This window comes from Nocardiopsis sp. NPDC058631 (assembly GCF_042716955.1).
Lineage (GTDB): Bacteria > Actinomycetota > Actinomycetes > Streptosporangiales > Streptosporangiaceae > Nocardiopsis.
Window position 1 is genome coordinate 55,881 of record NZ_JBHXQY010000004.1, and the last position, 24,817, is coordinate 80,697.

Here is a 24,817-nt window from a genome sequence, read left to right on the forward strand (position 1 = left end):
GACGAACGAGGAGCCCCATGACCGTCAACAGACATCCCCGCTCACGCGGGCTCGCGATCGCGGTGCTACCCGCCGTCCTGGTGCTCTCCGCGTGCGCGGCGCCGACCCCGGACGGGGCAGAGGCAGACAGCGCCGGGCTCGACCGGTTCTACCAGCAGGAGCTGGACTTCGGTTCGTGCTCCGACTACGCGACGACCCAGCTCGAAGCCGAGACGTACGAGGTCCTCACCCCGGCCGAGTGCGCAAGGCTTGAGGTCCCGATCGACTACGAACAACCCGGGGGAGAGACGGCGCAGCTCGCCGTGATGCGGCTTGGAGCGGGTGGCGAGGCGATCGGATCGCTTGTCGTCAACCCCGGCGGCCCCGGGGGATCAGGGCTGATGCAGACCGTCAACGCGGCGGTGGGCCTCGACGGGACGGCGATACCGGAGCAGTTCGACATCATCGGATTCGATCCCCGCGGTGTCGGAGCATCGACTCCTGCGGTCGACTGCGTCTCGGACGAGCAGGCCGACGAGGGCGGCAACATCTTCCCCCAGGCCGCGATCCAGGGCACCTACGGCGCCGAGGACATCGAGCGGGTCACCGACGCGTGCATCGAGGGCACCGGGAGCGAAAGCCTGCTCGCCAACGTCGGCACCCGCGACGCTGCACGCGACATGGACATCCTGCGCTCCGCACTCGGCGACGAGCAGCTCTCCTACATGGGCCAGAGCTACGGCACCCGGCTCGGCGCCGTCTATGCCGAGATGTTCCCCGAGAACGTTCGCGCGATGGTGCTCGACGGCGCTGTCGACCCCACGCTCGGCACGGCAGAACGACGCCTCACGCAGTACGCCGGCTTCCAGCGGGCGTTCGACGCCATGGCAACCTCATGCGCGGCCGAGGCGGACTGCGTGCTCGGTGACGATCCCGACCAGGCCTCGCAGCGGTTCCAGGAGATCGTGCGGCCCCTGATCGACACGCCGGCCACGACCGGGGTGGGCCGCGACGTCGACTTCAACCTTGCCGTGGGAGCAGTCATAGCAGGCCTGTACACCCCGAGCGACTGGCCGCAGGTGCTCGCCGGCATCACCGAGTTGGAACAGGGGCGGGGCGACACCCTGCTTGAGCTGAGCGACGTGTTCAGCCAGCGCGGAGCCGACGGCGTCTGGGCCAACTACCTCGAAGCCAACTTCGCCGTCAACTGCATGGACGAAGAGCGGCGCACGCCCGAGGAGGAGGAGAGTCTTCGCGCGGAGATCTTCGAGGCCGCGCCCTTCATGGATCCGGGCGAAGGCGCGAAGGGCGCGCGCGACGGATGCGAGGCGTGGCCGACGGAGCCCGACCTGGGCTACCCCTACGCCGAGGACGTCGAGGGCCTGCCCGAGACGCTGACGATCTCGATCACGGACGACCCGTCCACGCCCTACGAGGGCGGAGCGGCACTGGCCGAGACGCTCGGCGGCGCTCTCCTGACCGTCGAGGGCGAGCAGCACACCATCGCCATGTCGGGCGCAAGCGAATGCGTCAACGACGCCGTCGCCGCCTACCTCGTGGACCTGGAAAGCCCGCCGGAGAACGCCGGCTGCGCACTGTAGGCCGGGGCAGGCGGGTTCGTCGGCCTTCGCCGGCGGACCCGCCTGCCCCGCCACGGTCGGGACCTGACCGCCGCCCCTTTCCGGCTCCTCCTGTTCGCCCCCGGTGAGGGGGCCGTGCCCCGCGGACCTGCGGCTCAGCCGGCGGTGACCGCGATCGCCTCCACCTCGACGAGCTGGTCGTCGTAGCCGAGCGCGGCCACCCCGAGCAGGGTGCTGGGCGCGTCGTGCTCGCCCATGTGCCCGCGCACCACGTTCCAGGCCGCGACCAGGTCCTCCTGCCGTGCGGAGGCCACGTACACCGTCGTGCGGACGACGTCGGTGAGATCGGCCCCGGCGTCGTTCAGGGCGGTGCGCAGGTTGCGCATGACCTGGTGGGCCTGACCCGCGTGGTCGCCCACGGCGACGGTCCTGCCGTCCTCGTCCAGGGGGCACGCACCCGCCGTCCAGACCACACGGGCCGGTGCGCCGGCTGTGGCCGCGTATGCGTAGTCCACGTGCTCGGTCAGGGTCTGGCTGCGGATCAGCCTCACTGCGCTCATGATGCTCCGGTCCGGTCGTTCGTGGGTGTACGGGGGACAACGCCCGGCACCGCGCGGAGGTTTCCGGATCTGCTCACGGCGGAAGGGCCCCGGGGCCGCCTTGCGCACCCACGGCCGGACCGGACCGGTGGTGCCCAGGGAGCACGGAGAGCAGCGGGAGACAGCGCTGTCGGTTCCGCCCGGCCCGGGCGGAACAGCGGCCTCAGCCTTCCTCGCCCTGGTCCGGGATCAGGACGCTCAGGCAGGTCACGCACGCCTCCAGCTTCTCGAACTCCGAGATGTCCACGGGCAGGACCTTCCACCCCTCGGCGGCCAGTTCGTGGATGGTCTCGTGCGCGGCGGCGCTGACCAGCACGTCGCGTCCGCCCAGCGGCAGCACATGCGCGCCCGGTTCCTCGGTGGCGCGGCGGATCGGCGGCAGGGCACCGGTGTCGACCAGGTCGGGCAGGCCGATCAGGGAGCCGTCCGGCAGGGCGGTCACCGCCGACTTCAGGTGCAGTGCGCGGCCCAGTTCGACCCTGACGACCTCGCGGCCCAGGGGTTTGACCAGCTGTTCGAGCTGGGCTGCGCCGTCGGCGTTGGTGCGCCCGCCCACTCCCACGTAGACGGTCGGCCCCACCTGGAGCACGTCGCCCCCGTCCAGGGTCCCCGGAGCCTCGATCCGGGCGACCTCCAGCCCCAGCAGGCGCACCGACGCCTCGACCCCGTCGACCTCGCCCCTTCGGGTGTCGGCCCCGGAGCGGGTCAGGACCGCCAGGTTCCCGCACACCACCACGGGATCCTCCACGAACACCGAGTCGGGCAGGTCAGGAGCTGTTTCGACCTCGTGTATCCGCCACCCGGCCGAGGCGACGGTCTCCTGGTAGATCGTGTACTGGCGTGCGGCCAGGATCGGGTCCACGGCAGCACGCGGCCTATGGGTGACGATGCCCTGTGCCAGGCCGGGGCCGGGCCGGCGCATCAGGGCGACCCCGTAGTAGGTGTATCCGTCCACGTACACGTCCTCCAGGGGATGGGGGGTCGGGCTTTCGGAAGAGCACAATTTATCGCGCACCCCCACCCCTGTCCCGGGTACGGCACGCGGGTACGTCGGCTTGTTCCGCGGGACCGGGCGGGGCAGGGTGGGGGCATGGACGTGATCGTTGTCGGTGGCGGGATCGTGGGGACGAGCGCGGCGTTCCACCTGGCCAAGAAGGGTGTGTCCACCGCGCTGGTGGACGGCTCGCACCTGGGGCAGGCCACCGCGGCCGGTACGGGCGTCATCTTCCCCTGGCCGTTCCCGTGGGACACCGCGCCGGTACAGGACTTCAAGGCCCGCGCCGCGGAGCACTACCCCCTGCTGATGGCCGAACTGTCCGAGGACGGCCACGCCCCCGGCTACGAGGTCGTCGGCGGCATGTCGGTGGACCTGGAGGGGGACGACTCGGGGTTCGATCTGATGCGCACCCTGTCCGGGCGCCCCGAGTTCGCGACGATGGGGCGCGTGGAGCGATTGGCTCCGGGGGAGCCGACCGCGCGCTTTCCTCTGGTGCCCGAGCCCTACGGCGGTGTGTATATCGAGGGCATGGCCAGGCTCAACGGCCGGGCCGCGCGTGCGGCGCTGTTCAACGCGGCCGAGGAACGGGGCCTGCGTTACTTCAAGGGTGACTCGCACCTGCTCTGGAACGGCCACCGGGTCACCGGCGTGCGGGTGGGAGCCGACGACCTGGAGGCTCCCGTGGTGATCGTCGCGGCGGGCGCGTGGTCGGCGGGCCTGCTCGCCGCCACCGGGGTGGACCTGCCGGTGCACCCTGTGCGCGGCCAGATGACCCACTTCGCGCTGCCCGGCCAGGACACCCGGGCGTGGCCGGTGGTGCGGTTCGGGGAACGCGACTACTTCGTGTCGGCGTTCGGCCCGGACCGGGTGGTCACCGGCGGCACCCGGGAACCCGAGGCCGGGTTCGACCGGCGGGTGACGGCTTCGGGACTGCTGCACAACCTCACGGCGGCGCTGGAGGTGCTGCCCGGTCTCGCGGACGCGACGGTCGTGGAGACCCGGGTGGGGTTCCGACCGGGCACGCACGACGGGCAGCAGTTGCTCGGCCCGGTGGAGCGGCTTCCGGGGGTGCTCGTGGCCACGGGCCTGGGCGGCGAGGGACTGACCTTCGGGCCCTACCAGGGCGTGGTGGCGGCCCGGTTGGCGATGGGGGAGGACCCGGGGCCCGACCTGGCCTCCTTCCGCCCCGACCGGCCGACGAGCCCGGCCTGACCAATCCCGGACGGGGGTGCGGTGTGGCTCGGCGGGGAGGAAGGACCGCCTGTGCCCTGGCGGCCCCGGCCGTTGAGTAGCGGTACTCAGGCGTGAGCGCGGGGGGCGGACCACCATGGGTACATGAGCACCTTCACCCCCCGGTCCACCCCCGCGTTCTACCTCCAGTCCGCCATCTCCTTCGGCGCCTCCTCGGTCGGCGTCGGCGCGGGCATCATCTACCTGCCCGTCGACCTCTGGATCCGCGCGTTCCTCGGGATCGGCCTGCTCTACGCCATCACGTCCACGTTCACGCTCGCCAAGTGCGTGCGCGACCGACAGGAGGACGTGATGGCCGCCGAGCTCGCCCAGAACTACCAGCAGGCCCCCCTCTGGAACGGAGCCGAGCAGCCCGTCCAGCGCTGAGGAGCCCGGAGCGCCGCCCCCGGCGACGGACACGGAACCGCCGGGCGGCCTCCGGCGGTCCTGCTCCTTCACGGCCGCTTCGACGCGTGGCCGGCGCCCACGTCAGGTGTTGGGCGGAAGGGCGGTCCCCGCGCCCCGCAGTCGCGGTTTGAGCAGGTCGCGACGTGCGCTGGGCAGGGTGGGCTCGCCCGCGCCCTGCACCACGAACCCGGCGTCCTCGATCATCTCCCGGTCGGCCCTGCCCGCCTGCCCCTCACTGGTGAGGTAGTCGCCCAGGAACACCGAGTTGGCGATGTGCAGCGCCAGCGGCTGGAGGGAGCGCAGGTGGATCTCCCGGCCGCCCGCGAGGCGGACCTCCACGTCGGGGAAGACGAACCGGGCCGCTGCCAGGATGCGCAGGCACCTCTGCGGTGTCAGTTCCCAGGTCCCCTCCAGGGGAGTGCCGTCGAAGGGCATGAGGAAGTTGACCGGCACCGAGTCCGGTTCCAGCTCCCGCAGCGCGAACAGGGCGTCGACCAGGTCGTCGTCGCTCTCCTTCATGCCCGCGATCAGGCCGGAGCAGGGGGAGAGCCCGGCGTGCTTGGCCTTCTCGACGGTGCCCACCCGGTCGGCGAACTCGTGGGTGGTGCAGATGTCGGCGTAGCGCTCCTCCGAGGTGTTGAGATTGTGGTTGTAGGCGTCGGCCCCCGCCTCGCGCAGGCGGTCGGCCTGGCCCTCGGAGAGCAGCCCGAGGCAGGCGCAGACCTCGACGCCGGGATGCTCGGCCTTGATGCCCTCGATGGCGGGCGCGAGCCGGGCCACGTCGCGGTCTGTGGGTCCACGACCGCTGGCCACCAGGCAGACGCGGGCGGCGCCGGCCCTGACCCCGGCGGCGACGGCCTCACGGGTCTCGTCGGGTTTGAGCCAGGTGTACTTGACGACCTCTGCCTGCGAGCCCAGCCGCTGAGAGCAGTAGGAGCAGTCCTCGGGACACAGGCCGCTCTTCATGTTCACGAGGTAGTTGAGTTTGACGCGGCGCCCGAAGTAGCGCAGCCGGACCCGGAACGCCGCGGCGACCAGGTCCAGCAGGTCGTCGTCGGAACCGGACAGAACCCCGAGGAGTTCGTCCCGGGTGGGCTTCTGACGGCGGAGGGCCTTCGCGGCCAGGGCGGGGTAAGTGGTCACGGTCATGATCCTGGGGGGCCGGGCCGGGGCGGCGCAGCCACCGGACGCGCCAAAAACGGGGCGGAAGTCTTGTGCGGGACCGCCGTTTCCGCCACGGCTCCGGCAGGGCGGCCGGTCCCGACGGGCGCAGGGGGTCCGTTCCGCCGATCGTCCGGGGAGCCGGATACCGAGGGTGTCAAATTCCGGACATTTTTTGGCCTGCGGGCGTTTTGTCCGTGACCTCGGCTCCGTGGTGTGCTCACCCTGGAGGGCTATCGACCAACATGGCGCTGGGGGAAGTGGACGTGAGCGGAGCCAGTCAGTCCGGGGCGGGGCAGTCGCCCTCGGAGGAAAGCAACATCGTCCACGTGACGATGATCGCCGCGGCGGCGGCTATGGGCGGTTTTCTGTTCGGCTATGACAGCTCGGTCATCAACGGGGCCGTGGAAGCCATCCAGCAGCGGTTCCAGGTCGGACCGGCCACACTCGGCTTCACGGTCGCCTCCGCGCTCCTGGGGTGTGTGCTGGGTGCCGCGCTGGCGGGCGGTCTGGCCGACCGGTTCGGGCGCATCAGGGCCATGCAGGTCGCGGGCGTGCTGTTCGCGATGAGCGCCGTCGGCTCGGCGCTCCCCTTCACGGTGTGGGACCTGACAGTGTGGCGCGTCGTGGGAGGCACGGCCATCGGGCTGGCGTCGGTGATCGCCCCGACCTACATCGCGGAGGTCTCTCCGGCCGCCTACCGCGGCCGTTTGGCCTCGCTGCAGCAACTGGCGATCGTCCTGGGCATCGCCGCCTCCCAACTGGTCAACTTCGGGATCGCGCAGATGGCCGGCGGCAGCGCGCAGAACATGCTGGGGCCGATCCAGGCCTGGCAGTGGATGCTGGGCATCGAGATCGTTCCGGCCCTGGTGTACCTGGGGCTGAGCCTGCTCATCCCGGAGTCCCCGCGCTACCTGGTACGGGTGGGACGGGTCGACCGTGCCCGCAGAATCCTGGCCGAGGTCGAGGGCGGCGGTACCGAGCAGGTGGACCGGAGGGTCGGGGAGATCCACGAGGCACTGGGCTCGGAGACGCGGCCCCGGCTCCGTGACCTGACCGGACGCTACGGCCTGCTGCCGATCGTGTGGATCGGTATGGCGGTCTCGGCGTTCCAGCAGCTCGTCGGCATCAACGTGATCTTCTACTACTCCAGCTCGCTGTGGCAGTCGGTCGGCGTGGCCGAGTCCGATTCGCTGCTGTTGAGCCTGTTCACCTCCGTCGTGAACATCGTGGGCACCTTCGTGGCGATCCTGTTGGTGGACCGGATCGGCCGCAAACCCCTGCTGCTGGTGGGTTCCGCGGGTATGACCGTGGCGCTGGCCCTGGCCGCCTACGCCTTCTCGAACGCGGTCGTGGACGGCGAGGAGGTCTCCCTCCCGTTCGTGTGGGGCGTGGTGGCGCTGATCGCGGCCAGCCTGTTCGTGCTGTTCTTCGCCCTGTCGTGGGGTGTGGTGGTGTGGGTGCTGCTGGGGGAGATGTTCCCGCTGCGCATCAGGGCGGCCGCGATGGGTGTGGCCACCGCGACCCAGTGGCTGGCCAACTGGCTGATCACCGTCACTTTCCCGAGCCTGCGCGACTGGAACCTGAGCGGGGCGTACATGATGTACGCGTTCTTCGCCGCGGTGTCGTTCTTCCTCGTGTGGAAGTACGTCAAGGAGACCCGGGGCAAGACCCTGGAGGAGATGACCGGCTGACCGGCCGCTCCCACCCGCCGGCCCAGTGGGCCGTCAGCGCTCCAGGTCGATCTTGCGCTGAAGGAACTCCTCGCGACCGATCTCACCGCGCGCGTATCTGAGTCTGAGTTCCTCCTCCGCCGCGTCCAGGACCCCGGGTCCGGGCGCGGCGGACTGCTGCCACCGTCCCGGACGCGGGTGGTCCAGGCGCCCGGAGCCCGACACCGAGGTCACCGCCCCGGCGATGAGGACGCCCAGCGCCGCCATGATGAGGATCACGGCCATGGCCATCACGTAGGACATCGTCCACTCCCTGTCCGGTGGAGGAGCCGCCTTCCACCTCTACTACCTGTCTACCCGGCCCGGTACCCCGCCACCAGAGCCCTTCCGCAGCTGTGGACGGACGCCCTCGCCCCTCCGCTCAGGAAGCCCGCCTCCCCGCCGGGGCACAAGCCCGGCCCGGAGGCCGGACGGCCCGCCCGGAAGGCACGGGCCGCGGCCCACCGCCCTCAGGGCCACTGCCCCGACCGGGCGGAGCGCGGGGGAGGAGCCGTAACCTGAGGTGTTAAAAATCGGGCAGAAAGGGCGAAATGCGCGTTCTCCTCGTGGACAACCATGACTCCTACACGTACAACCTCGCCCAACTGCTGGCCGGCGTCCTCGGGGAGTCTCCCCTGGTCCTCACCAACGACGACCCCCGCTGGGAGGGTTTCGACGCGTCGGCGATGGACGCCGTCGTCATCTCACCCGGACCCGGGCGCCCCCAGAACCCGCGCGACCTGGGCCGTGTCCCCCGCCTCCTGGAGGACGAGAGCCTGCCGGTCCTGGGCGTGTGCCTGGGCCACCAGGCCATCGCCCACCTGGCCGGAGCCGACGTGGTATCCGCCCCCCAGCCCCGCCACGGCCACCTGACGCGGGTCCGGCACACGGGCGGCGGCCTCTTCGCGGGCCTACCGCAGGACTTCACCGCCGTGCGCTACCACTCCCTGGCCGTCCCCTCGCCCCTGCCCGCACCCCTGGTCGCGACCGCCTGGGCGGAGGACCACGTGGTCATGGCCCTGGAACACCGCGGTCTGCCCCGCTGGGGCGTGCAGTTCCACCCGGAGTCGGTGGCCAGCGACTCCGGTTCGACCCTGGTCGCCAACTTCCTGGACCTGGCCCGTGCGCGGGGGAGGGCGACCCGTCCGGGGTACACGCCGACGGCGGCACCCCCGCACACCGCCCCGGAGGCCGCGCCGACCGCACCCGGAGGACGGGGACCCCGGACGCACACGGCGCCGCGGACCCGCGAACTCCCCCGCGCGGTCGACACCGAGGCCGCCTACGCCCACCTGTACGGGGACGCCGGGCACGCGTTCTGGCTGGACAGCTCCCGCCCCCAGGGGCCCGCCCGCTTCTCCTTCCTCGGTGCCGCCACCGGCGAGGTCATCAGCTACAGGGTCGGCGGGCCCGTCCGCGTGCGCGACGCCGACGGTACCGAGTACAACGAGCCCGGAAGCGTCTTCGACGCACTCGACCGCCGGATCGGCCGCCCCGGCGCAGAGAGCGTTCCGCCCGCCGGGCAGGCCGCTGCCGGCCTGCCCTTCGACTTCACCGGAGGGTACGTCGGCTACCTGGGCTACGAGTGCAAGGCCGACACCGGGGGCACCGCCGCGCACACGGCGTCCACCCCCGACGCCGTGTGGCTGCGCTGCGACCGCTTCGTCGCCGTCGACCACCTCCGCGACCGCACCTACGCCGTCTGCGCCGACGACCTTCCGGACGGCGACGCCTGGCTGGACGACACCCTGGCCTCCCTGGACGGTCTCGCGCCGCTTTCCCCGCCCGCCTCCCCCGCGCCGACGGCCGACCTGGCCCCGCTGCTGGACCGCCCGAAGGAGGGCTACGTCACCGACGTGAAGGAGTGCCTGGGACAGCTCACGGCGGGGGAGAGCTACGAGATCTGCCTGACCAACCGGGTCCGACTGCCCAGCGCCGGCGACGAGCTGGACTTCTACCGGCGGATGCGCGCCGCCAGCCCCGCCCCCTACGCCGCCCTGCTGCGTCTGGACGGGGTGAGCGTCCTCAGCGCCTCACCCGAGCGCTTCCTGCGGGTGGACGCGGACCGCACGGCGGAGAGCCGCCCGATCAAGGGCACCGCTCCGCGCCACCCCGACCCGGCCACCGACACCCGCGTGGCCGAGGAGCTGCGCACGGGGGCCAAGACCCGGGCCGAGAACCTGATGATCGTCGACCTGATCCGCAACGACCTGGGGAAGGTGTGCGAGGTCGGCAGCGTGGAGGTGCCCGCGTTCATGTACACGGAGTCCTACGCGACCGTGCACCAGCTGGTGTCCACGGTGCGGGGCCGGCTCCGCCCGGACGTGTCCACCGTCGACGCGGTGCGCGCCTGCTTCCCCGGAGGGTCGATGACCGGCGCGCCCAAGGTGCGCACCATGGAGATCATCGACCGGTTGGAGTCCTCGGCGCGCGGTGTCTACTCCGGTGCGCTGGGCTACCTCTCGCACACCGGCACGGCCGACCTGAACATCGTCATCCGCACCGCCGTGAGCGCCGGCGGTGAGCTGACCATCGGGGCCGGAGGCGCGATCGTGCTGGACTCCGACCCCGAGGCCGAGTACGAGGAGATGCTGCTCAAGGCCGCGGTCCCCGCCCACGGCCGCTGATCCCCGCCCCCACCGCACCCGGACGTTTCAGCTCGACGGCCCGTAGGTGAGACGGCGCAGGGCCACCTCGGCCGGACCGCGCATGCCCTTTCGGCGCATGAGGTCGGCGAGCAGCAACGTGGTCAGCCACACGGCCACCGCGATCCCCACCCCGATGGCGGGTGACGTCAGGTGCACGTCGAGCGTGTAGGAGGAGAACAGCACCGCCCATGCCACCGACTGGGCCAGGTAGAAGGTCATGGAGCGCTGTCCGAGCGCGGCCAGGGCGTTGGTCACCGGTCCCTGCCGGCCGGTGAAGCGGACCGCGACCAGGGCGATGAGCGCCGCGTAACCCAGAGCGCCCGCGTAGCCGCTCACCTGGTGCAGGGCACTGGTGACCAGGACGTCCCCGGGGGTGGCGTCGGTCCACACCCCCGCCTTGTCCAGTGCCAGCGGGAGACCGCCCGACACGGCCAGGGGGATGCCCACGAACGCTGTGGCGCGCAACAGCCGCAGGTGCTCGTGGGGCCGCTCCAGGATCCGGTGCCGGGCCGCCAGGACGCCGATCAGGAACGGCACGAGGGTACTGACGAACATGATCACCACCAGGACCGAGAACAGGGTCAGGCGGAAGAGCAGTTCGTTGACGAACCCGTCGGGCATCGAAGGCATGCCCCCGCCTGTGAGGGCGTTGTCGGTGGTGACCAGGGCGTGGACGACGGCGGCCAGGGGGAGCCAGGCCGCAGCCAGGATCACCAGGGTCCGGTCGCGCAGTCGCAGCACGCCCACCATGAGCAGCGACACCAGGCCGTAGACGGCCAGGATGTCCGCGGGGAAGAGCAGCACCGTGTGCCCCAGCCCGAAGACGATCAGCCACAGGCCGCGCCGGCGGAGCAGGTTGCGGCTTCGGGGCCAGGCTTGTCCCTGCTCACTGCGGCGGCGGTGGATCTGGGCCAGGCCGTAGCCGAACAGGGCCGCGAACATGGGGTAGCTGCGCAGGTCGACGAGCATGACCGTGCCCGCGACGGTGATCTGGTCCGCAGCGGTGGCGATGTTCTCGGGGCCGCCGATGAACACCGTGAACAGGTGTGTGTGGGCGAGCGCGATGAACAGGAGCATGACGCCGCGGGCCAGGTCCGGGGCCAGGGAACGGCGGTCCACCGGGAACGGGCGGTCCGGTGCGGGCGCGGTGCGGGGCCCGGGGGCGGATGTGTGGGACATGGTGGCCTCCAGAAGGGCCGTGGGCTTTGGGAGACGGTGTACGCGCCGAGGTGTGCACCTCTAGGTGGCGCGCGATGCGTACAGAGTACGCATCGATTCGAGACCACATTAACCCCTATTTTCAAGAGCTTCTTCCGCCTTAAGCACTAGTGCACTAGGTGTCGGAGGGCTTGTCGGTCCGGACCGTCGTCCCCCATGAGGCATTCCACGCTCGAATGTGCACTAGTACACTCTGGGAAAACGGAGAAGAATCGAAGGGGGTCGGGGATGTCCACGGCTGCGGAACGGGAGCTGCCGCCCTACGCGCGGGTGGTCGCCGACATCCGCGCGCGTATCGCCGCAGGGGAGCTGCGCCCGGGAGACCGGGTTCCCTCGACCAGGGAGATCATCCGGGAGTGGGGGGTGGCCATGGCCACCGCGACCAAGGCACTCGCGGCCCTGCGCCAGGAGGGTCTGGTCGAAGCGGTGCGCGGGGTGGGAACCGTCGTGCGGGGCACGCCCGACCCGGCTCCGGAGCCGCGCGGGTCACGGGGGCGGCGGGAGCACCCGCGGCCGTCGGAGCGCAGAGAGCACCGCGCTGCCTCCGAGCCAGCTCTGACCCAGGAGGCCGTCGTCCGGGCCGCGATCACCATCGCCGACGCCGAGGGCATCGACGGTCTGTCCATGCGCAGGGTCGCCACCCAGCTGGGGGTGAGCACCATGGCCCTGTACCGCCACGTCGCGAGCAAGGACGCGCTGGTGACGGCGATGGTCGACCAGGTCTACACCGAGCACGCACTGCCCGATCCGCCGCCCGGGGGCTGGAGGAAAGCCCTCGAACTGGCCCTTCGGACGGAGTGGGGCATCTACCGAAGGCACCCCTGGGCCGTTCGGCTGACCATGCTCGCCGGGGCGGTCCGGTCCCCCCGGCTCGTGGAGAACGCCGAGTGGATGATGAGGGTGGTCACCGCCCAGGGGCGCTCACCGGACGAGGCCATGGCGATCCTCACCTTCGTGTCCGCCTACACCTCCGGCATGGCCCTTCAGGCGACACAGGTGGTGGTGGAGGAGTACGAGTTCGGGATGGACGCCGAACACTGGTGGAGGTCCAGGGGGCCGGAGTTCCTCCGGATCGCCGAACAGGGCCGGCACCCGCTCACGTTCAGCATCTCGGGGCCGCCCGACGTGCACGGCGTCTTCGAGCTCGGCATGAAACACCTGCTGGACGGACTCGCCCCCCTGGTCGAGGGGCGGAGCGGATAGGGCGGGAGGGGCAGCACCGCGTGGGGCTGGTCGGCGTCCGGCACGGCCCGGGGCCTCAGCCGGTGCCGCTGAGGTGGCCGAGCCGTGCCTCCAGTCCGTCCAGGACGCGCTGGAGTCCGTAGTCGAAGCCGGTGTCGCGGATCTCCTCCAGGCTCCTGTCCTCCTGCGCGAGGTGTCCGGCGCGCAACCGCGGGTGGTCCCGTAGCGCCTCCTCCATGGCGGGGGCCAGGCCCTCCCTCCACTCCCGCTCGCCGCGGCCGCTGCGGGCGAACACCGACAGGTAGGCGACCTCGCTGGTCACCATGCCGATGACGTAGGCGGTCACGGTGCTCATGGCCTGGTCGGCCTCCTCCACCCCGAAGCCCGCCGCCTCGAACACCCCGAGCATGCCCTCCGACACCCCCGCAAGGTTCGGCCCGAGGCGCGAGAGTCCGACCTGGCCGAATACCGAGACCATCCACGGGTGCCGCAGGGCCGCTGCCCTCAGGTCCCGTGCGCTGCCCTCGACCGCGGCCCTCCACCCCGCGGGGCCGTCGGCCGCGGGGACCGGCAGCTCACCGTAGACCTCGTCCACGACCAGCTCGATCAGCTCGTCCTTGTTGGCCACGTGCCGGTAGAGCGATGTGGCTCCGGCGTCGAGCCGGGTTCCCAGGGCCCGCATGCTCAGGGCGTCGTTGCCCTCCTCGTCCAGCAGCCGGAGTGCCTCGGCCACGATCCGGTCCCGGCTGAGTGCGGGCTGCTCCCTGGCTTTGTGCCGCCTGGTCCACACCGACGGAACCGCGCTGTCCTGACCTGCCACGAAGCCTCCTCCGATCGCCGTCTCTCGGGGCCGCAGACTAGCGGACAGCGTTCGCCGTGCGCATGAACCACCTCTTGCGTACAGTGTTCGCAACTAGAGAACACCGTACGCAAAGAGGATCACACCATGGACTTCGACGCCTCCCACTGGCAGGGCCGACTCGACACGCTCAGTGCGGCCCACCGCGTCCCCGGGGCGGTCCTGGCCGTACTCGCCGACGACACCGTCCACGAGCTGGCCACCGGGATCCTGCACCGGGGGACCGGTGTGGAGGCCACCACCGACGCGGTGTTCCAGCTCGGCTCGGTCGCCAAGGTCTACACCGCCACCCTGGCGATGACCCTCGCCGAGGAGGGCCTCCTGGACCTGGACGCCCCGGTGAGGGACGTCCTGCCCGGCTTCGCCCTCCCCGACGAGCGCGCGGCCCAGGTCATCACCCCGCGCCACCTGCTCTCCCACACCAGCGGCCTCAGCTGTGACCTCGTGGTCGACACCGGTCGGGGCGACGACTGCCTGGCCCGCTTCGTCGAGGCGTGCGCCGAGGAGGAGCTGGACTGCCCGCCCGGAAGCACCCACTCCTACAGCACCAGCGGGTTCAGCGTGCTCGGACGCGCCATCGAGGTCCTGACCGGCCGGACCTGGGACCAGGCGCTCAGGGACCGGGTGCTGACCCCGCTCGGCCTGGAGCACACCATGACCCTGCCGGAGGAGGCCCTGCGCTTTCGCACCGCGATGGGACACGTGGAAGGGGCCGGGCCGGACCCCGAACCGGCACCGGCCTGGGACCTCATGACGCGCTCCTCCAGTCCCGGGGCCATGGTCATGGCCACCGCCGCCGACGTGGTGGGCCTGGCACGCGCACACCTGGCGGGTGGCACGGCAGCGGACGGGACCCGCGTCCTGACCCCGCGCACGGTGGAGGCCATGCGCGAGAAGCAGGCGGACACCCCCGACAAGTGGTCCGCGGACTCCGACGGGTGGGGTCTGGGCTGGACCCTGTACGACTGGGACGGCGTACCGGGCTTCGGGCACGACGGCGCCGCCACGGGCCAGTACTCCTACCTGCGCGTGGTGCCCGGCGCCGGGGTGGCCATCGCCCTGGTGACCAACGGGGGCGGGGCGCGGGCCCTCTACGCCGACCTGTTCCGCGAACTGCTGGCCGCGCTGGCCGACGTGCGCATGCCCGACCGGTTCGCCCCTCCGGAGCAGCCGCCCACCGTGGACCCGGCTCCCTTCACCGGCACCTACCGCCGCCCGGGCGTCGTCGTCACCGTCACCGCGAGCGGGCGCGGACTGCACATGGTCTACGAGTTCGTGGACGGCATGAGCCACTTCTCCCCACCGTTGGTGGCGGACCTGGTGCCGGTCGCGGTGACGGCGACGGAGACCGTGTACGCGGCGTCGAGCGGCGGCTCCCCGTTCGGTGGGGAATGGATGCCGGTGGTCTTCGCGACGCTGGCCGACGGCACCCCGTGCGCCTACGTCGGCATGCGGGCCACGCCCAAGGTCGCCTGAGAACCCGGGGCACCGGGCCACGGGAGCACGCCCCGGCCGAAAACCCGTTGCCCCGGCTGTGGCCGGGGCACCACCCTGGTCGGTCATGAACGTCCCCGACGTGCCGCGACACCAGATCCGCGCACTGCACACCGACACCACCGTCACCGTCTACCAGGCCTACACACCCTCCATCGGGCTGCCCGCCTCCCGTGAGGGCCGCTTCCCCTCTTCATGGAAGAGGGAGCGCATGACCTGGATCAAGCCGTCGTTCCTGTGGATGATGTACCGCTGCGGGTGGGGGCTCAAGAAGGACCAGGAGACCGTCCTGGCGGTGGAGATCAGCCGCGAGGGCTTCGAGCGGGCACTGGCGGACGCGTGCCTGTCGCACTTCGATCCGGACGTGCACACCGACCGGCGGGCCTGGCGGCAGCGGCTGGGGGAGTCGTCCGCCCGCGTGCAGTGGGACCCCGAACGCGACCTGCACCTGGCCCCGCTGGGACACCGCTCCCTCCAGCTTGGGCTGTCCGGGGAGGCCTCACGACGCTACGCCGACGAGTGGACCGTGTCCATCACGGACGTCACACCACTGGCCCACCGGGTGCACGCCCTGGTCCGGGACGGTGACGCGGCGGCTGCCTGCCGCCTGCTCCCCGACGAGCGCCCCTACCCGCTCCCGCCGGATGCGCTGGACCACCTGCGTGCGCCGGCCGAGGCCTGAGGGGGTCCGGCGGGGTCTCCGCCCTTGGAGCACGAAAAAGGAGAGGGTTCTGGGAACTCCTCTCCACTCTCAACTTATAGCGCACCGGGGGGCTTGCGGCAAGACCCCGGTCGTGCTGCAGAATCGTCGTCCGTGACCAGTACCAACGACAGGGGAGACGGCGTGAACAGCCTCACCACCAGCGCTTTCGACCTCCCCGAGCACCTCGCCGCCAAGACCGACCCGGCACTGATCGCCGACGACGAACGACACTTCGCGTCCATCGCGCAGAGCCTCGAACAGTCGATCTCCGACCTGTCCGCCCGCCTCGACGCCAGGCGCAGCGCGCCCGTGGGCAAGGGCCGCGAGGTCCTGGACCGGGACCTGGAAATCCACCGGACGGAGGCCCGCCTGCGCGCCCTGCGCCGCTTCGGACTCGACCTGTGTCTCGGACACATCGTCGGCGAGGACGCAGCCGAACCCGTCTACATAGGACGGCTCGGCCTCACCGACGACGCGGGGCGCCGGCTGCTGCTCGACTGGCGATCCCCCGCGGCCGAACCGTTCTTCGCGGCCACCCACGCCACCCCGATGGGGCTGACGAGCCGCCGCAGGTACCGCTGGACCCGCGGCCGGATCAGCGACTACTGGGACGAGGTGTTCACCGCCGACGGGTTCGAGGGACACGCAGCCCTCGACGACCAGTCCGCCTTCATCGCCAGCCTGGGCAGCAACCGGTCGGCCCGGATGCGGGACGTGCTCGGCACCATTCAGGCCGACCAGGACGCCATCATCCGGGCGGGATCCCGCGGTGCCCTCGTCGTCGACGGTGGACCGGGCACGGGGAAGACCGTCGTCGCGCTGCACCGCACCGCCCACCTGCTGTACTCCGACCCGCGTCTGGGCCACCGTCGGGGCGGTGTGCTGTTCGTCGGCCCGCACCAGCCCTACCTGGCCTACGTCGCCGACGTCCTGCCCAGCCTCGGAGAGGAGGGTGTGCAGATCTGCACCCTGCGGGACCTCGTCCCCGAGGGAGCCTCGGCGCCGGTCGAGGAGGACCCGGAGGTGGCCCGCCTCAAATCGTCCGCGAACCTGGTGAAGGCGATCGACGCGGCGGCCAGGTTCTACGAGAAGCCGCCCACCGGGGGGATGACGGTCTCCACGGACTGGTCCGACGTCTGGCTGGGCGCCGACGACTGGGCCGAGGCGTTCTCGGCTCCCGGTCCGGGCACCCCGCACAACGAGGCACGCGAGTTGATCCTGGACGAACTGCTCACGATCCTGGTCGACAAGCACGGTGACGACGACGTCCCGCCCGAGCTCGTCCGCAGGTCGCTGCTGCGGGACACGGAGCTGATCACGACCCTGCACCGCGCGTGGCCGCTGATCGAGGCGACCGACCTCGTCGGGGACCTGTGGTCGGTCCCCGCCTACCTGCGCCTGTGCGCACCCTGGCTCGCCCCCCAGGACGTCCGCAAGCTCCAGCGGGAGGACGCCCAGGCCTGGACGGTGTCCGACCTGCCGCTCCTGGACACGGCACGTCAGCGGCTCGGCGACCCGGAGGCGTCCCGGCGCAGGCGCAGGCACGACGCCTCCGCGGCCGCCGAACGCGAGCGCATGTCCGGTGTCATCGACAACCTGCTCGCGGCCGACGACGACGGCGAGGGCATCGTGACGATGCTGCACGGACGGGACCTCCAGGACAGCCTGGTCGACGAGGCCGCACTGCCCGACGCCACCCCGGACCTGCTCGCGGGGCCGTTCGCGCACATCGTCGTGGACGAGGCCCAGGAACTCACCGACGCGGAGTGGCACATGCTGCTGCTCCGCTGCCCGTCCCGCAGCTTCACCATCGTCGGGGACCGGGCCCAGGCCAGGCACGGATTCACGGAACCGTGGCGGGAGCGGCTCGAACGGGTCGGGCTCGACCGGGTCGACCTGGCCTCCCTGAGCATCAACTACCGGACACCGGAAGAGGTCATGGCGGAGGCCGAGCCGGTCATCCGGTCCGTGCTCCCGGACGCCAACGTGCCGACCTCCATCCGCCGCGGCGGTGTCCCCGTCGTCCACGGACCCGCTGCGGACCTGGACCCGGTGCTCGACGCCTGGCTCGACGAGAACGCGGAGGGGATCGCCTGCGTCATCGGCGCCCCCGCGTTCCGGGCGACGTCGCGCGTCAGGTCGCTGACCCCGGAGCTGGCCAAGGGGCTGGAGTTCGACCTGGTCGTCCTCGTCGACCCGGAGGGGTTCGGCGACGGGGTCGAGGGGGCGGTCGACCGCTACGTCGCGATGACACGGGCGACCCAGCAGTTGGTGATCCTCACGAGCTCCTGACACAGGACGACCGCGTCGGCCGTTCCCGACAGGCGCTCCACGGTGGCCGCAACCTCCCCGAAGTCAGGGTGTTGCGACCACCACTAGAACCCAAGCGCGGGAGGGGGCCGTCATCTGCGCGATGCTAGCGGAGCCGCACACGGCGGAAGCCGTATCCGACCGTCTCCAAGGCCGGAAGCCGCGGGAGGGCGGGGCCGCTCAGCCCTCCTGATCGGCGGGTGGGCCCGGATCGGCAGTCGGGCGGCAGGGGGCGGACCCGCCGTGGTCGTCCACCACCTGCTTCGACCGCCGACGGTCCGACCCGGCCCCGGGACAGGTGTCGGCATCGGTGTCGTGACAGACCAGGACAGGGTGGAGAACCGTGGACACCACCCTTTCCCCTGGGCGCAGCCACCCGCGCGCCGGGGCCGGTGCTTCTGCGGTTCACACCTGTGGGGAGCGGACCCGGTCGATGGTCTCCTCCAGGTTCTGCTCCATACGGTCCAGGACGGCCAGGACCCCGTCGCGCTCGGCCCCGTGGAGGTCGTGGGTGAGACCCTGTTCGAGCTCCTCCCACACCCGCTCCACCTCGGCCCGCAGGCCCTGGCTGGCGGTGGTGGCCTCGACGATGGTGACGCGCTTGTCGGTCGGGCTGGGCGTGCGTTTGGCGAACCCGCCCTGTTCGAGCCGCTGGACGGTACGGGTCATGGTCGCGGCGTCCGTGCCGAGGAGCCGCGCGAGGTCGCTCAGCCTCTGCGGCCCGAGCTCCCACAGCTGCATCATGACCAGCTCCTGCGCGGGATGCAGTCCGAGACGGCGCAGCAGCTGACCTGCGAGCATGCGGTGCAGCCGGGCCACACGCACGATCCCGTGGCCGACCGGGCCCAGCCGCTCAGCGGTCGAGGGCAGGGGGGAGGGAGCACGCTCGTCGGAACGCCCTGCGGGTGTGGTGCACATGATGCCCCTCTCACTCGGACGTGCGGCCTCCACAGCGGAATTTACTTGCTCGGCCATGTAGTGATGCAACTCTGCCGTACCACCACAGATTCCCCGTCTCAGCAGGGCATACGTGGGAATAACCTGCCTTTAGCAGTGTTCTACTGGGCCGGACAACAAGCGCTGCGGAACGGGATGCCCCCGGCTCTGCGGCAGGAGAGGCGAGAAGGACATGACCACGGCGTTCGATGCCTACGATCTGGCCGGAACGAAACTGGGGAACCGGATCGTGATGGCGCCCATGACGCGTAGCCGCGCGCAGGAACCGGAGCGGATTCCGACGGCGCTGACCGCCGAGTACTACGCCCAGCGCGCGAGCGCGGGCCTGATCATCACCGAGGGCACCCAGCCCTCGGCCGTCGGACAGGGTTACCCGAACACTCCGGGGCTGCACTCGGCCGAACAGGTCCAGGCGTGGAGAGCGGTCACCGACGCCGTCCACGCCGAGGGCGGGGTGATCTTCGCCCAGCTGATGCACACCGGCAGGATCGGCCACCCGGCCCTGCTGCCCGACGGGCTGGTGCCGGTCGGACCGTCGGCGGTCAGGGCCGAGGGGCGGGTGTTCACCCACGAGGGGATGTTGGAGTTCGTCACCCCGCGGGAACTGACCGAAGCGGACATCCTCCGGACGATCCAGGACTTCGCCGACGCGGCGCGCAACGCGATCGCCGCGGGTTTCGACGGGGTCGAGGTCCACGGTGCCAACGGCTACCTGCTCCACCAGTTCCTGGCGGTGAACGCCAACCGCCGCTCGGACCGGTGGGGCGGCTCCGTGGAGAACCGGATCAGGCTCACCGTGGAGGTCGCCCGGGCGGTGGCCTCGGCCGTCGGCTCCCACCGCACCGGCGTCCGCCTCTCGCCCGGCGGAAGGTTCAACGACGTCACCGATGACGCGGACCTGGCCGGCACCTACGTGCCGCTGGTGACCGCGCTGGCCGGGCTGGACCTGGGCTACCTGCACCTGGTGGAGAAGGCCGACCGGGAACTCACCACGCGGTTGCGCACGGCGTGGCCGAACACGTTCCTCCTCAACCCCGGCACCGGCTCCGACGTCCCGACCGGCGCGAACGGGCTCGACCTGGTGCGGGACGGCACCGCGGACCTGGTCTCCTACGGTGCGCTCTTCCTGGCCAACCCCGACCTTCCGGCACGCCTGGCCGCGGGAGAGCCGCTCAACCAGCCGGATCGGGCCACCTTCTACGGCGGTGACGCGCGCGGGTACACCGACTACCCGGCGCTGGGCTGACCATCGCAGGAGCGCAAGGCCCCGGCCCCCTCACCGTGTCCGTAGGTCCGGCCGGGGCCCGGCGGCACACCGTGGCGCCTGGTGACACGCTCTTCGCCAACACCCCTGTCTGGGCCGTTGGCACGGCGTTCCGATCATGTGGCCAGGTCCAGCCACTCCCCGACGGCCAGCACGCGTGCGCGCCGTCCGGCGTGCGTGCGGAACTCCCTCTCCGGGTCGCAGACCTCGACGTAGCCCGCGATCTTGTCCGGCTGCTCCGCCTCGTAGTGCATCGGCACTGCGAACCGGGCGTCGAGGATCTCCGCGGCTGCGGCGGCCTGCCTCGGGTCCATCGCGGCGGGCAGCGGGCTCGGCGGCTGCAGGTGCGGTGCGTCGACCACCGCGCCGTTGGCGGGCAGGAACACCGCGTCGAACGGGCTGAACCGGCGCGCGATGAGCCACCAGTAGCCGTGGAACATCGTGTCGCCGCCGTGGAAGACCCGCTGCCCGTCGGCCTGCACCACCCAGTTCAGCTGCGGGTCGCCCAGCCCGTCGACGGAGGGGACCGCGGTGACGCGGAACGGCCCGACCTCGCGGGTGGACCAGGCATCCACGACCTCGGTGGCCAGCCGGTGCAGGACCAGCTCGTGCTCGGCCGGCAGTGTCGTCACGTTGTCCACGTCGTCGCCGTGACCGGGCGCCGGTCGCAGCACCGGAGCCCCCGGTGCCAGCGCCTCCGCGAGCGCGGACGCGTCGGTGTGGTCCCGGTGCAGGTGGGTGACCAGTGCGGCGGTGGCCTTCCCGTCCGGTACCGCCAACCCCTCGCCGGGCTTCCACCCCGTGAACAGCGGCGAGAGGTCTCGCACGTGGTCGATCACCAGTCGTTCGCCGCCTGCCTCGATCTCCAGTCCGGCCCAGCCCAGTCGTCGTACCCGCATCTCGCACTCCTTCGTCCCGGTGGTCGCCACAGAACTTAGCGTACGGTCGTTCGTTAAATCAATAGCGAACGCGCGTACGCTATCCTCGTCGCATGTCACCACGACGCTCAGCGGCCGAAGCGCAGGCCACCAGGGGCCGGATCCTCGGCCGTGCCGCCGAGATCGCCTCCGAGGAAGGGCTGGAGGGCATCACCATCGGCCGGCTCGCCGAGGAGCTGGCGATGAGCAAGTCCGGGGTGCACAAGCACTTCGGCAGCAAGGAGACACTGCAGATCTCCACGCTGGACAAGGCGTTCGTGGACTTCTGGCACCGGGTGGTCGAGCCCGCACTGGCCGAACCGCCGGGTCTGCGGCGGCTGCGCGCGGTGTGCGCCAACTCCGTGGGCTACCTGGAAGCGCCGCTACTGCCCGGCGGCTGCCTGATGACCGCGGCGATCACCGAGTACGACGGCCGCCCTGGCCGGGTCCGCGACGCGGTGGCAGAGGTGTGGTCGCGCTGGCGGGAACAGCTACGGGCGGACCTGGCCACAGCGGTGGAGAACGGCGAGCTGCCCGCCGGGTTCGAGATCGACCAGGCACTGTTCGAGATCGTCGCCGCCGGGCTCGCGCTGAACGCGGCCATGCAGCTCCAGCACGATCGGACGGCCGCGGGCCGGGCCCGCCGCGCGATCGAACGGGCCCTGGACCAGTCCTGACCGCCCACCCCGCCCCAACCCGCGCCCGCGCGAGGGCGTTGTCGGCCTGACCCTTGACCAACGGCACGCGGATCGTCTCGCGCGGACGTCCGGCACTGGGGGCGACCGGTCAGTACTGCCCCGGCTGAGGCGGGTCGCGTGCCGTACCGGCACCCTCCACGGGGCAGGTGCGGAAATCGTTGCCCGCGGGCGGTCCGCGATACGGTTGCGGCCATGGGGAACACACCGACACGACCGTCCACGTCGGCTGAGGACTACGTGAAGGTCATCTACGACCTACAGGAGCGCGGCACCGGCCCGGTGACGATCTCCGGGATGGCCGAACGCCTGTCGGTGTCCAACTCCTCGGTCTCGGGGATGCTGCGCAAGCTCACCGAACTCGGCCTCGTGGAGCACCAGCGCTACGGCGCGGTCGGCCTCACCGAGGCCGGGACCAAGGCCGCCCTGTCGGTACTGCGCCGGCACCGGTTGCTGGAGACGTACCTGGTCGCGGAACTGGGCTACTCGTGGGACGAGGTCCACGACGAGGCGGAGATCCTCGAACACGTCGTGTCGGACAAGTTCGTCGACCGCATCGCCGCGCATCTGGGCAATCCCGTGGTCGACCCGCACGGCGACCCCATCCCCACCCGCGAAGGACACATCGTCGAGCGCGAGTCGGTGCTGCTGGCCAACGCCGACGAGGGTGTCAGCGGCGTCATCGTGCGGGTCAACGACACCGACCCCGACCTGCTCCGCTACCTGGCCGACATCGAGATCGGCATCGGGATGAACGTGGAGGTGGTCGAGCGCCAGCCCTTCGCCGGGTCCCTCCAGATCGCCGTGCGCCCCGGTGAGGGAGCTCCCGAGCGCGCCCAGGCCCTCGGGCTGGTGGCCGCCGAGGCGCTGTGGATCAGCCCCGACAGCAAGGGCTAGTGACGCAGGCCACTACCACTCGCTGTTGAGTGTGCCGCGACGGCATCGTTTTTCCTGGTCCTACTGCCGCACAAGGACGACGGAAGGACACCCGATGGCACAGCCCGGCCTCATCCCGGTCGAGGACCTGATCGGCTCACCCGAGCGCTCCGGCGCGTCCATCTCGCCGGACGGCAACCGGATCGCCTACCTGGCGCCGTGGAGGAACCGACTCAACGTCTGGGTGCAGGACCTCGCCCCCTCCGGAGGCCCCGACGGCGAGCCGCGCTGCGTGACCGCCGACCAGACCCGCAGCGTGCTGCGCTACGAGTGGGCCCACGACGCGCGCTGGCTGATCTACGCCCAGGACAGCGGCGGCGACGAGAACCACCACCTCTTCCGGGTCGACCTGGACGATCCGGAAGCGTCCGCCGTCGACCTGACGCCGTTCCCGGGAGCGCGGGTACTGTCCCACAAGCAGCCGCACGGACGGCCCGGAACAGTGCTGATGCAGATCAACCACCGCAAGGCCGACGAGATGGACCTGGTCGAGCTCGACATCGCCTCCGGCGCGCTCACCGTGCTCGCGGAGAACCCGGGCCGGGTCCTGGACTGGCTGCTCACCCCCGAACGCGAACCCCTCTCCCTCACCATGGCCGACGACGGCGCCATCGTGCTGTCCCGCTGGAACGGCGGCGACCCGGACCCGATCGCGGTGTTCGACGGAGATGACCACCCGCTGGGCCTCTTCCCGATCGAACTCACCACCGACGGGACCGGGATCTGGGTCGGTTCCTTCACCGGGGGCGACCGGATGCGGCTGGCCCGGATCGACCTGGCCACCGGCGAGGAGACCGAGGTCGACAGCCACCCGGTCTTCGACCTCGACGGCACACGCCGCTCGGTCGCCCAGGCCGGGTCGCCGCTGATCCGCAGCCGACGGACCGGGAAACTGCTCGGTGCCCGCTACATGGGTGAGAAGCAGGTGATCCGCCCGCTGGACGCGGACTTCGCCGCGGTGTTGAAGGAGGTGGAGGCACTCTCGGACGGCACCCCCGGCCACCTGTCCTCGGACGACAGCGGACAGCGGTGGGTCGTCTCGTTCACGCACGACCGCGATCCGGGTGCGACCTGGTTCTACGACCACGCCACCGGGGAGTCGCGGCTGCTGTTCCGTCCCTACCCCCGCCTGGACCCGGAGTCGCTGGCCCCGATGCGGCCGGTCACGATCCCCGCCCGGGACGGGCTGGAGCTGCCCTCCTACCTGACGCTCCCCGTCGGTGTCGAGCCGACGGGGCTGCCGCTGGTCCTGCTGGTGCACGGCGGACCGTGGTTCCGCGACGCGTGGGGTTTCGACCCGGCCGTGCAACTGCTGGCCAACCGGGGGTACGCGGTGCTGCAGGTCAACTTCCGGGGATCCACCGGCTACGGCAGGGCCCACATGAAGGCCGCCATCGGTGAGTTCTCGGGGAAGATGCACGACGACCTCGTCGACGCCGCCGACTGGGCGGTGGCCCGGGGCTACGCCGACCCCGACCGGGTCGGGATCTTCGGGGGCTCCTACGGCGGCTACTCGGCGCTCGTGGGGGTCACCTTCACGCCGGACCGGTTCGCCGCGGCCGTGGACGTCGTCGGTATCTCCAACCTGGCGAACTTCATGCGCACCGTACCCGAGTTCGCCAGGTCCAGCCTGAAGAACAACTGGTTCCGCTACGTCGGCGACCCCGACGTCCCGGAGCAGGAGGCCGACATGCTGGCCCGCTCGCCGATCTCCCGCGTGGACGACATCACCACCCCGCTGATGGTCGCCCAGGGCGCCAACGACACCCGTGTCGTGCAGGCCGAGTCCGACAACATCGTCGCGGCGCTGCGCGAGCGCGGTGTCGACGTCGAGTACATGCTCAAGGAGGACGAGGGGCACGGCTTCCTCAACCCGGAGAACCAGATCGACCTGTACCGCGCGGCCGAGCGCTTCCTCTCCCGGCACCTCGGCGGGCGCGCCGGCGGCGCCTGATCCCGCGGGGGCGC

Annotated in this window: 21 protein-coding genes; 13 read left to right on the forward strand and 8 right to left on the reverse strand. The window is 71.4% G+C overall.

The features are described from left to right. Nucleotides 1-17 precede the first annotated feature (17 nt). Entirely contained in the window at nt 18-1,580 is a 1,563-nt protein-coding gene (locus ACFWTE_RS02945; protein ID WP_378777378.1) for an alpha/beta fold hydrolase, read from the forward strand. 134 nt (nt 1,581-1,714) lie between these two features. On the opposite strand, the gene ACFWTE_RS02950 is transcribed toward ACFWTE_RS02945, so the two are convergent. Further along, nucleotides 1,715-2,119, reverse strand: a complete 405-nt coding sequence (locus ACFWTE_RS02950) for a RidA family protein (protein WP_378777380.1) — start codon at nt 2,117-2,119, stop codon at nt 1,715-1,717. Nucleotides 2,120-2,321: 202 nt separating this feature from the next. Further along, complete coding sequence (gene ddaH / locus ACFWTE_RS02955; protein ID WP_378777382.1) at nt 2,322-3,113, reverse strand: dimethylargininase; 792 nt, start codon at nt 3,111-3,113, stop codon at nt 2,322-2,324. 135 nt (nt 3,114-3,248) lie between these two features. On the opposite strand from ddaH, the gene ACFWTE_RS02960 reads away from it, so the two are divergent. After that, nucleotides 3,249-4,367 (forward strand): NAD(P)/FAD-dependent oxidoreductase, encoded by a 1,119-nt coding sequence (locus tag ACFWTE_RS02960; protein ID WP_378777384.1) that lies wholly within the window; start codon nt 3,249-3,251, stop codon nt 4,365-4,367. A 123-nt stretch (nt 4,368-4,490) separates the two neighbouring features. Further along, nucleotides 4,491-4,772, forward strand: coding sequence for a YiaA/YiaB family inner membrane protein (locus ACFWTE_RS02965; RefSeq protein WP_378777386.1), 282 nt, complete (start codon nt 4,491-4,493; stop codon nt 4,770-4,772). A 102-nt stretch (nt 4,773-4,874) separates the two neighbouring features. Here ACFWTE_RS02965 and bioB read toward each other — a convergent pair whose 3' ends face one another. Then, nucleotides 4,875-5,936: a biotin synthase BioB gene (gene bioB, locus ACFWTE_RS02970; RefSeq protein ID WP_378777388.1), complete on the reverse strand. Its 1,062-nt coding sequence runs from the start codon at nt 5,934-5,936 to the stop codon at nt 4,875-4,877. A gap of 284 nt (nt 5,937-6,220) precedes the next feature. Here bioB and ACFWTE_RS02975 point away from each other — a divergent pair, with 284 nt between their 5' ends. After that, entirely contained in the window at nt 6,221-7,648 is a 1,428-nt protein-coding gene (locus tag ACFWTE_RS02975) for a sugar porter family MFS transporter (RefSeq protein ID WP_378777390.1), read from the forward strand. Between the two features lie 33 nt (nt 7,649-7,681). On the opposite strand, the gene ACFWTE_RS02980 is transcribed toward ACFWTE_RS02975, so the two are convergent. Further along, the gene (locus ACFWTE_RS02980) at nt 7,682-7,930 is read right to left on the reverse strand and encodes an SHOCT domain-containing protein (RefSeq protein ID WP_378777392.1); all 249 of its coding nucleotides are present in this window, start codon (nt 7,928-7,930) and stop codon (nt 7,682-7,684) included. A 287-nt stretch (nt 7,931-8,217) separates the two neighbouring features. On the opposite strand from ACFWTE_RS02980, the gene pabB reads away from it, so the two are divergent. Next, nucleotides 8,218-10,293, forward strand: a complete 2,076-nt coding sequence (gene pabB, locus ACFWTE_RS02985; RefSeq protein ID WP_378777393.1) for an aminodeoxychorismate synthase component I — start codon at nt 8,218-8,220, stop codon at nt 10,291-10,293. A 27-nt stretch (nt 10,294-10,320) separates the two neighbouring features. Here pabB and ACFWTE_RS02990 read toward each other — a convergent pair whose 3' ends face one another. Beyond that, the gene (locus ACFWTE_RS02990) at nt 10,321-11,493 is read right to left on the reverse strand and encodes a DUF418 domain-containing protein (protein WP_378777395.1); all 1,173 of its coding nucleotides are present in this window, start codon (nt 11,491-11,493) and stop codon (nt 10,321-10,323) included. A gap of 267 nt (nt 11,494-11,760) precedes the next feature. Here ACFWTE_RS02990 and ACFWTE_RS02995 point away from each other — a divergent pair, with 267 nt between their 5' ends. Then, entirely contained in the window at nt 11,761-12,735 is a 975-nt protein-coding gene (locus ACFWTE_RS02995) for a GntR family transcriptional regulator (protein WP_378777397.1), read from the forward strand. 55 nt (nt 12,736-12,790) lie between these two features. On the opposite strand, the gene ACFWTE_RS03000 is transcribed toward ACFWTE_RS02995, so the two are convergent. Continuing rightward, complete coding sequence (locus tag ACFWTE_RS03000; protein ID WP_378777399.1) at nt 12,791-13,534, reverse strand: TetR/AcrR family transcriptional regulator; 744 nt, start codon at nt 13,532-13,534, stop codon at nt 12,791-12,793. Nucleotides 13,535-13,660: 126 nt separating this feature from the next. Between ACFWTE_RS03000 and ACFWTE_RS03005 the strand changes: the two genes are divergently transcribed. The 3 genes from ACFWTE_RS03005 (at nt 13,661) to helR (ending at nt 18,062) form a co-directional block, all read left to right on the forward strand. Further along, nucleotides 13,661-15,049 (forward strand): serine hydrolase domain-containing protein, encoded by a 1,389-nt coding sequence (locus ACFWTE_RS03005; protein ID WP_378777401.1) that lies wholly within the window; start codon nt 13,661-13,663, stop codon nt 15,047-15,049. 85 nt (nt 15,050-15,134) lie between these two features. Then, complete coding sequence (locus tag ACFWTE_RS03010) at nt 15,135-15,749, forward strand: DUF4291 domain-containing protein (RefSeq protein ID WP_378777403.1); 615 nt, start codon at nt 15,135-15,137, stop codon at nt 15,747-15,749. A gap of 162 nt (nt 15,750-15,911) precedes the next feature. Beyond that, a complete protein-coding gene (helR, locus tag ACFWTE_RS03015; RefSeq protein WP_378777559.1) occupies nt 15,912-18,062 on the forward strand; it encodes an RNA polymerase recycling motor ATPase HelR in 2,151 nt (716 codons plus the stop codon). A 423-nt stretch (nt 18,063-18,485) separates the two neighbouring features. Here helR and ACFWTE_RS03020 read toward each other — a convergent pair whose 3' ends face one another. After that, nucleotides 18,486-18,998 carry a MarR family winged helix-turn-helix transcriptional regulator gene (locus ACFWTE_RS03020; protein ID WP_378777405.1) on the reverse strand — a complete coding sequence of 171 codons (513 nt, stop codon included), beginning with the start codon at nt 18,996-18,998 and terminating at the stop codon, nt 18,486-18,488. A 211-nt stretch (nt 18,999-19,209) separates the two neighbouring features. On the opposite strand from ACFWTE_RS03020, the gene ACFWTE_RS03025 reads away from it, so the two are divergent. Next, complete coding sequence (locus ACFWTE_RS03025) at nt 19,210-20,283, forward strand: alkene reductase (RefSeq protein WP_378777407.1); 1,074 nt, start codon at nt 19,210-19,212, stop codon at nt 20,281-20,283. Between the two features lie 134 nt (nt 20,284-20,417). On the opposite strand, the gene ACFWTE_RS03030 is transcribed toward ACFWTE_RS03025, so the two are convergent. Further along, on the reverse strand, nt 20,418-21,200 hold the full coding sequence (locus ACFWTE_RS03030) for an MBL fold metallo-hydrolase (RefSeq protein ID WP_378777409.1): 783 nt from the start codon (nt 21,198-21,200) through the stop codon (nt 20,418-20,420). 92 nt (nt 21,201-21,292) lie between these two features. On the opposite strand from ACFWTE_RS03030, the gene ACFWTE_RS03035 reads away from it, so the two are divergent. The 3 genes from ACFWTE_RS03035 to ACFWTE_RS03045 all read left to right on the forward strand — a co-directional run bounded on the left by ACFWTE_RS03035 (nt 21,293) and on the right by ACFWTE_RS03045 (nt 24,803). Beyond that, on the forward strand, nt 21,293-21,895 hold the full coding sequence (locus ACFWTE_RS03035) for a TetR family transcriptional regulator C-terminal domain-containing protein (RefSeq protein WP_378777411.1): 603 nt from the start codon (nt 21,293-21,295) through the stop codon (nt 21,893-21,895). A 213-nt stretch (nt 21,896-22,108) separates the two neighbouring features. Beyond that, nucleotides 22,109-22,810, forward strand: coding sequence for a metal-dependent transcriptional regulator (locus tag ACFWTE_RS03040; RefSeq protein WP_378777413.1), 702 nt, complete (start codon nt 22,109-22,111; stop codon nt 22,808-22,810). Between the two features lie 94 nt (nt 22,811-22,904). Continuing rightward, nucleotides 22,905-24,803 carry a S9 family peptidase gene (locus ACFWTE_RS03045; protein WP_378777415.1) on the forward strand — a complete coding sequence of 633 codons (1,899 nt, stop codon included), beginning with the start codon at nt 22,905-22,907 and terminating at the stop codon, nt 24,801-24,803. Nucleotides 24,804-24,817 lie beyond the last annotated feature (14 nt).

Coding starts and splice junctions, on each gene's coding strand:
- ACFWTE_RS02945 (WP_378777378.1), top strand. CDS start 18: ATGACCGTCAACAGACATCCCCGCTCACGCGGGCTCGCGATCGCGGTG.
- ACFWTE_RS02950 (WP_378777380.1), bottom strand. CDS start 2,119: ATGAGCGCAGTGAGGCTGATCCGCAGCCAGACCCTGACCGAGCACGTG.
- ACFWTE_RS02960 (WP_378777384.1), top strand. CDS start 3,249: ATGGACGTGATCGTTGTCGGTGGCGGGATCGTGGGGACGAGCGCGGCG.
- ACFWTE_RS02965 (WP_378777386.1), top strand. CDS start 4,491: ATGAGCACCTTCACCCCCCGGTCCACCCCCGCGTTCTACCTCCAGTCC.
- ACFWTE_RS02980 (WP_378777392.1), bottom strand. CDS start 7,930: ATGTCCTACGTGATGGCCATGGCCGTGATCCTCATCATGGCGGCGCTG.
- pabB (WP_378777393.1), top strand. CDS start 8,218: ATGCGCGTTCTCCTCGTGGACAACCATGACTCCTACACGTACAACCTC.
- ACFWTE_RS02990 (WP_378777395.1), bottom strand. CDS start 11,493: ATGTCCCACACATCCGCCCCCGGGCCCCGCACCGCGCCCGCACCGGAC.
- ACFWTE_RS02995 (WP_378777397.1), top strand. CDS start 11,761: ATGTCCACGGCTGCGGAACGGGAGCTGCCGCCCTACGCGCGGGTGGTC.
- ACFWTE_RS03005 (WP_378777401.1), top strand. CDS start 13,661: ATGGACTTCGACGCCTCCCACTGGCAGGGCCGACTCGACACGCTCAGT.
- ACFWTE_RS03010 (WP_378777403.1), top strand. CDS start 15,135: ATGAACGTCCCCGACGTGCCGCGACACCAGATCCGCGCACTGCACACC.
- ACFWTE_RS03020 (WP_378777405.1), bottom strand. CDS start 18,998: ATGTGCACCACACCCGCAGGGCGTTCCGACGAGCGTGCTCCCTCCCCC.
- ACFWTE_RS03025 (WP_378777407.1), top strand. CDS start 19,210: ATGACCACGGCGTTCGATGCCTACGATCTGGCCGGAACGAAACTGGGG.
- ACFWTE_RS03030 (WP_378777409.1), bottom strand. CDS start 21,200: ATGCGGGTACGACGACTGGGCTGGGCCGGACTGGAGATCGAGGCAGGC.
- ACFWTE_RS03035 (WP_378777411.1), top strand. CDS start 21,293: ATGTCACCACGACGCTCAGCGGCCGAAGCGCAGGCCACCAGGGGCCGG.
- ACFWTE_RS03040 (WP_378777413.1), top strand. CDS start 22,109: ATGGGGAACACACCGACACGACCGTCCACGTCGGCTGAGGACTACGTG.
- ACFWTE_RS03045 (WP_378777415.1), top strand. CDS start 22,905: ATGGCACAGCCCGGCCTCATCCCGGTCGAGGACCTGATCGGCTCACCC.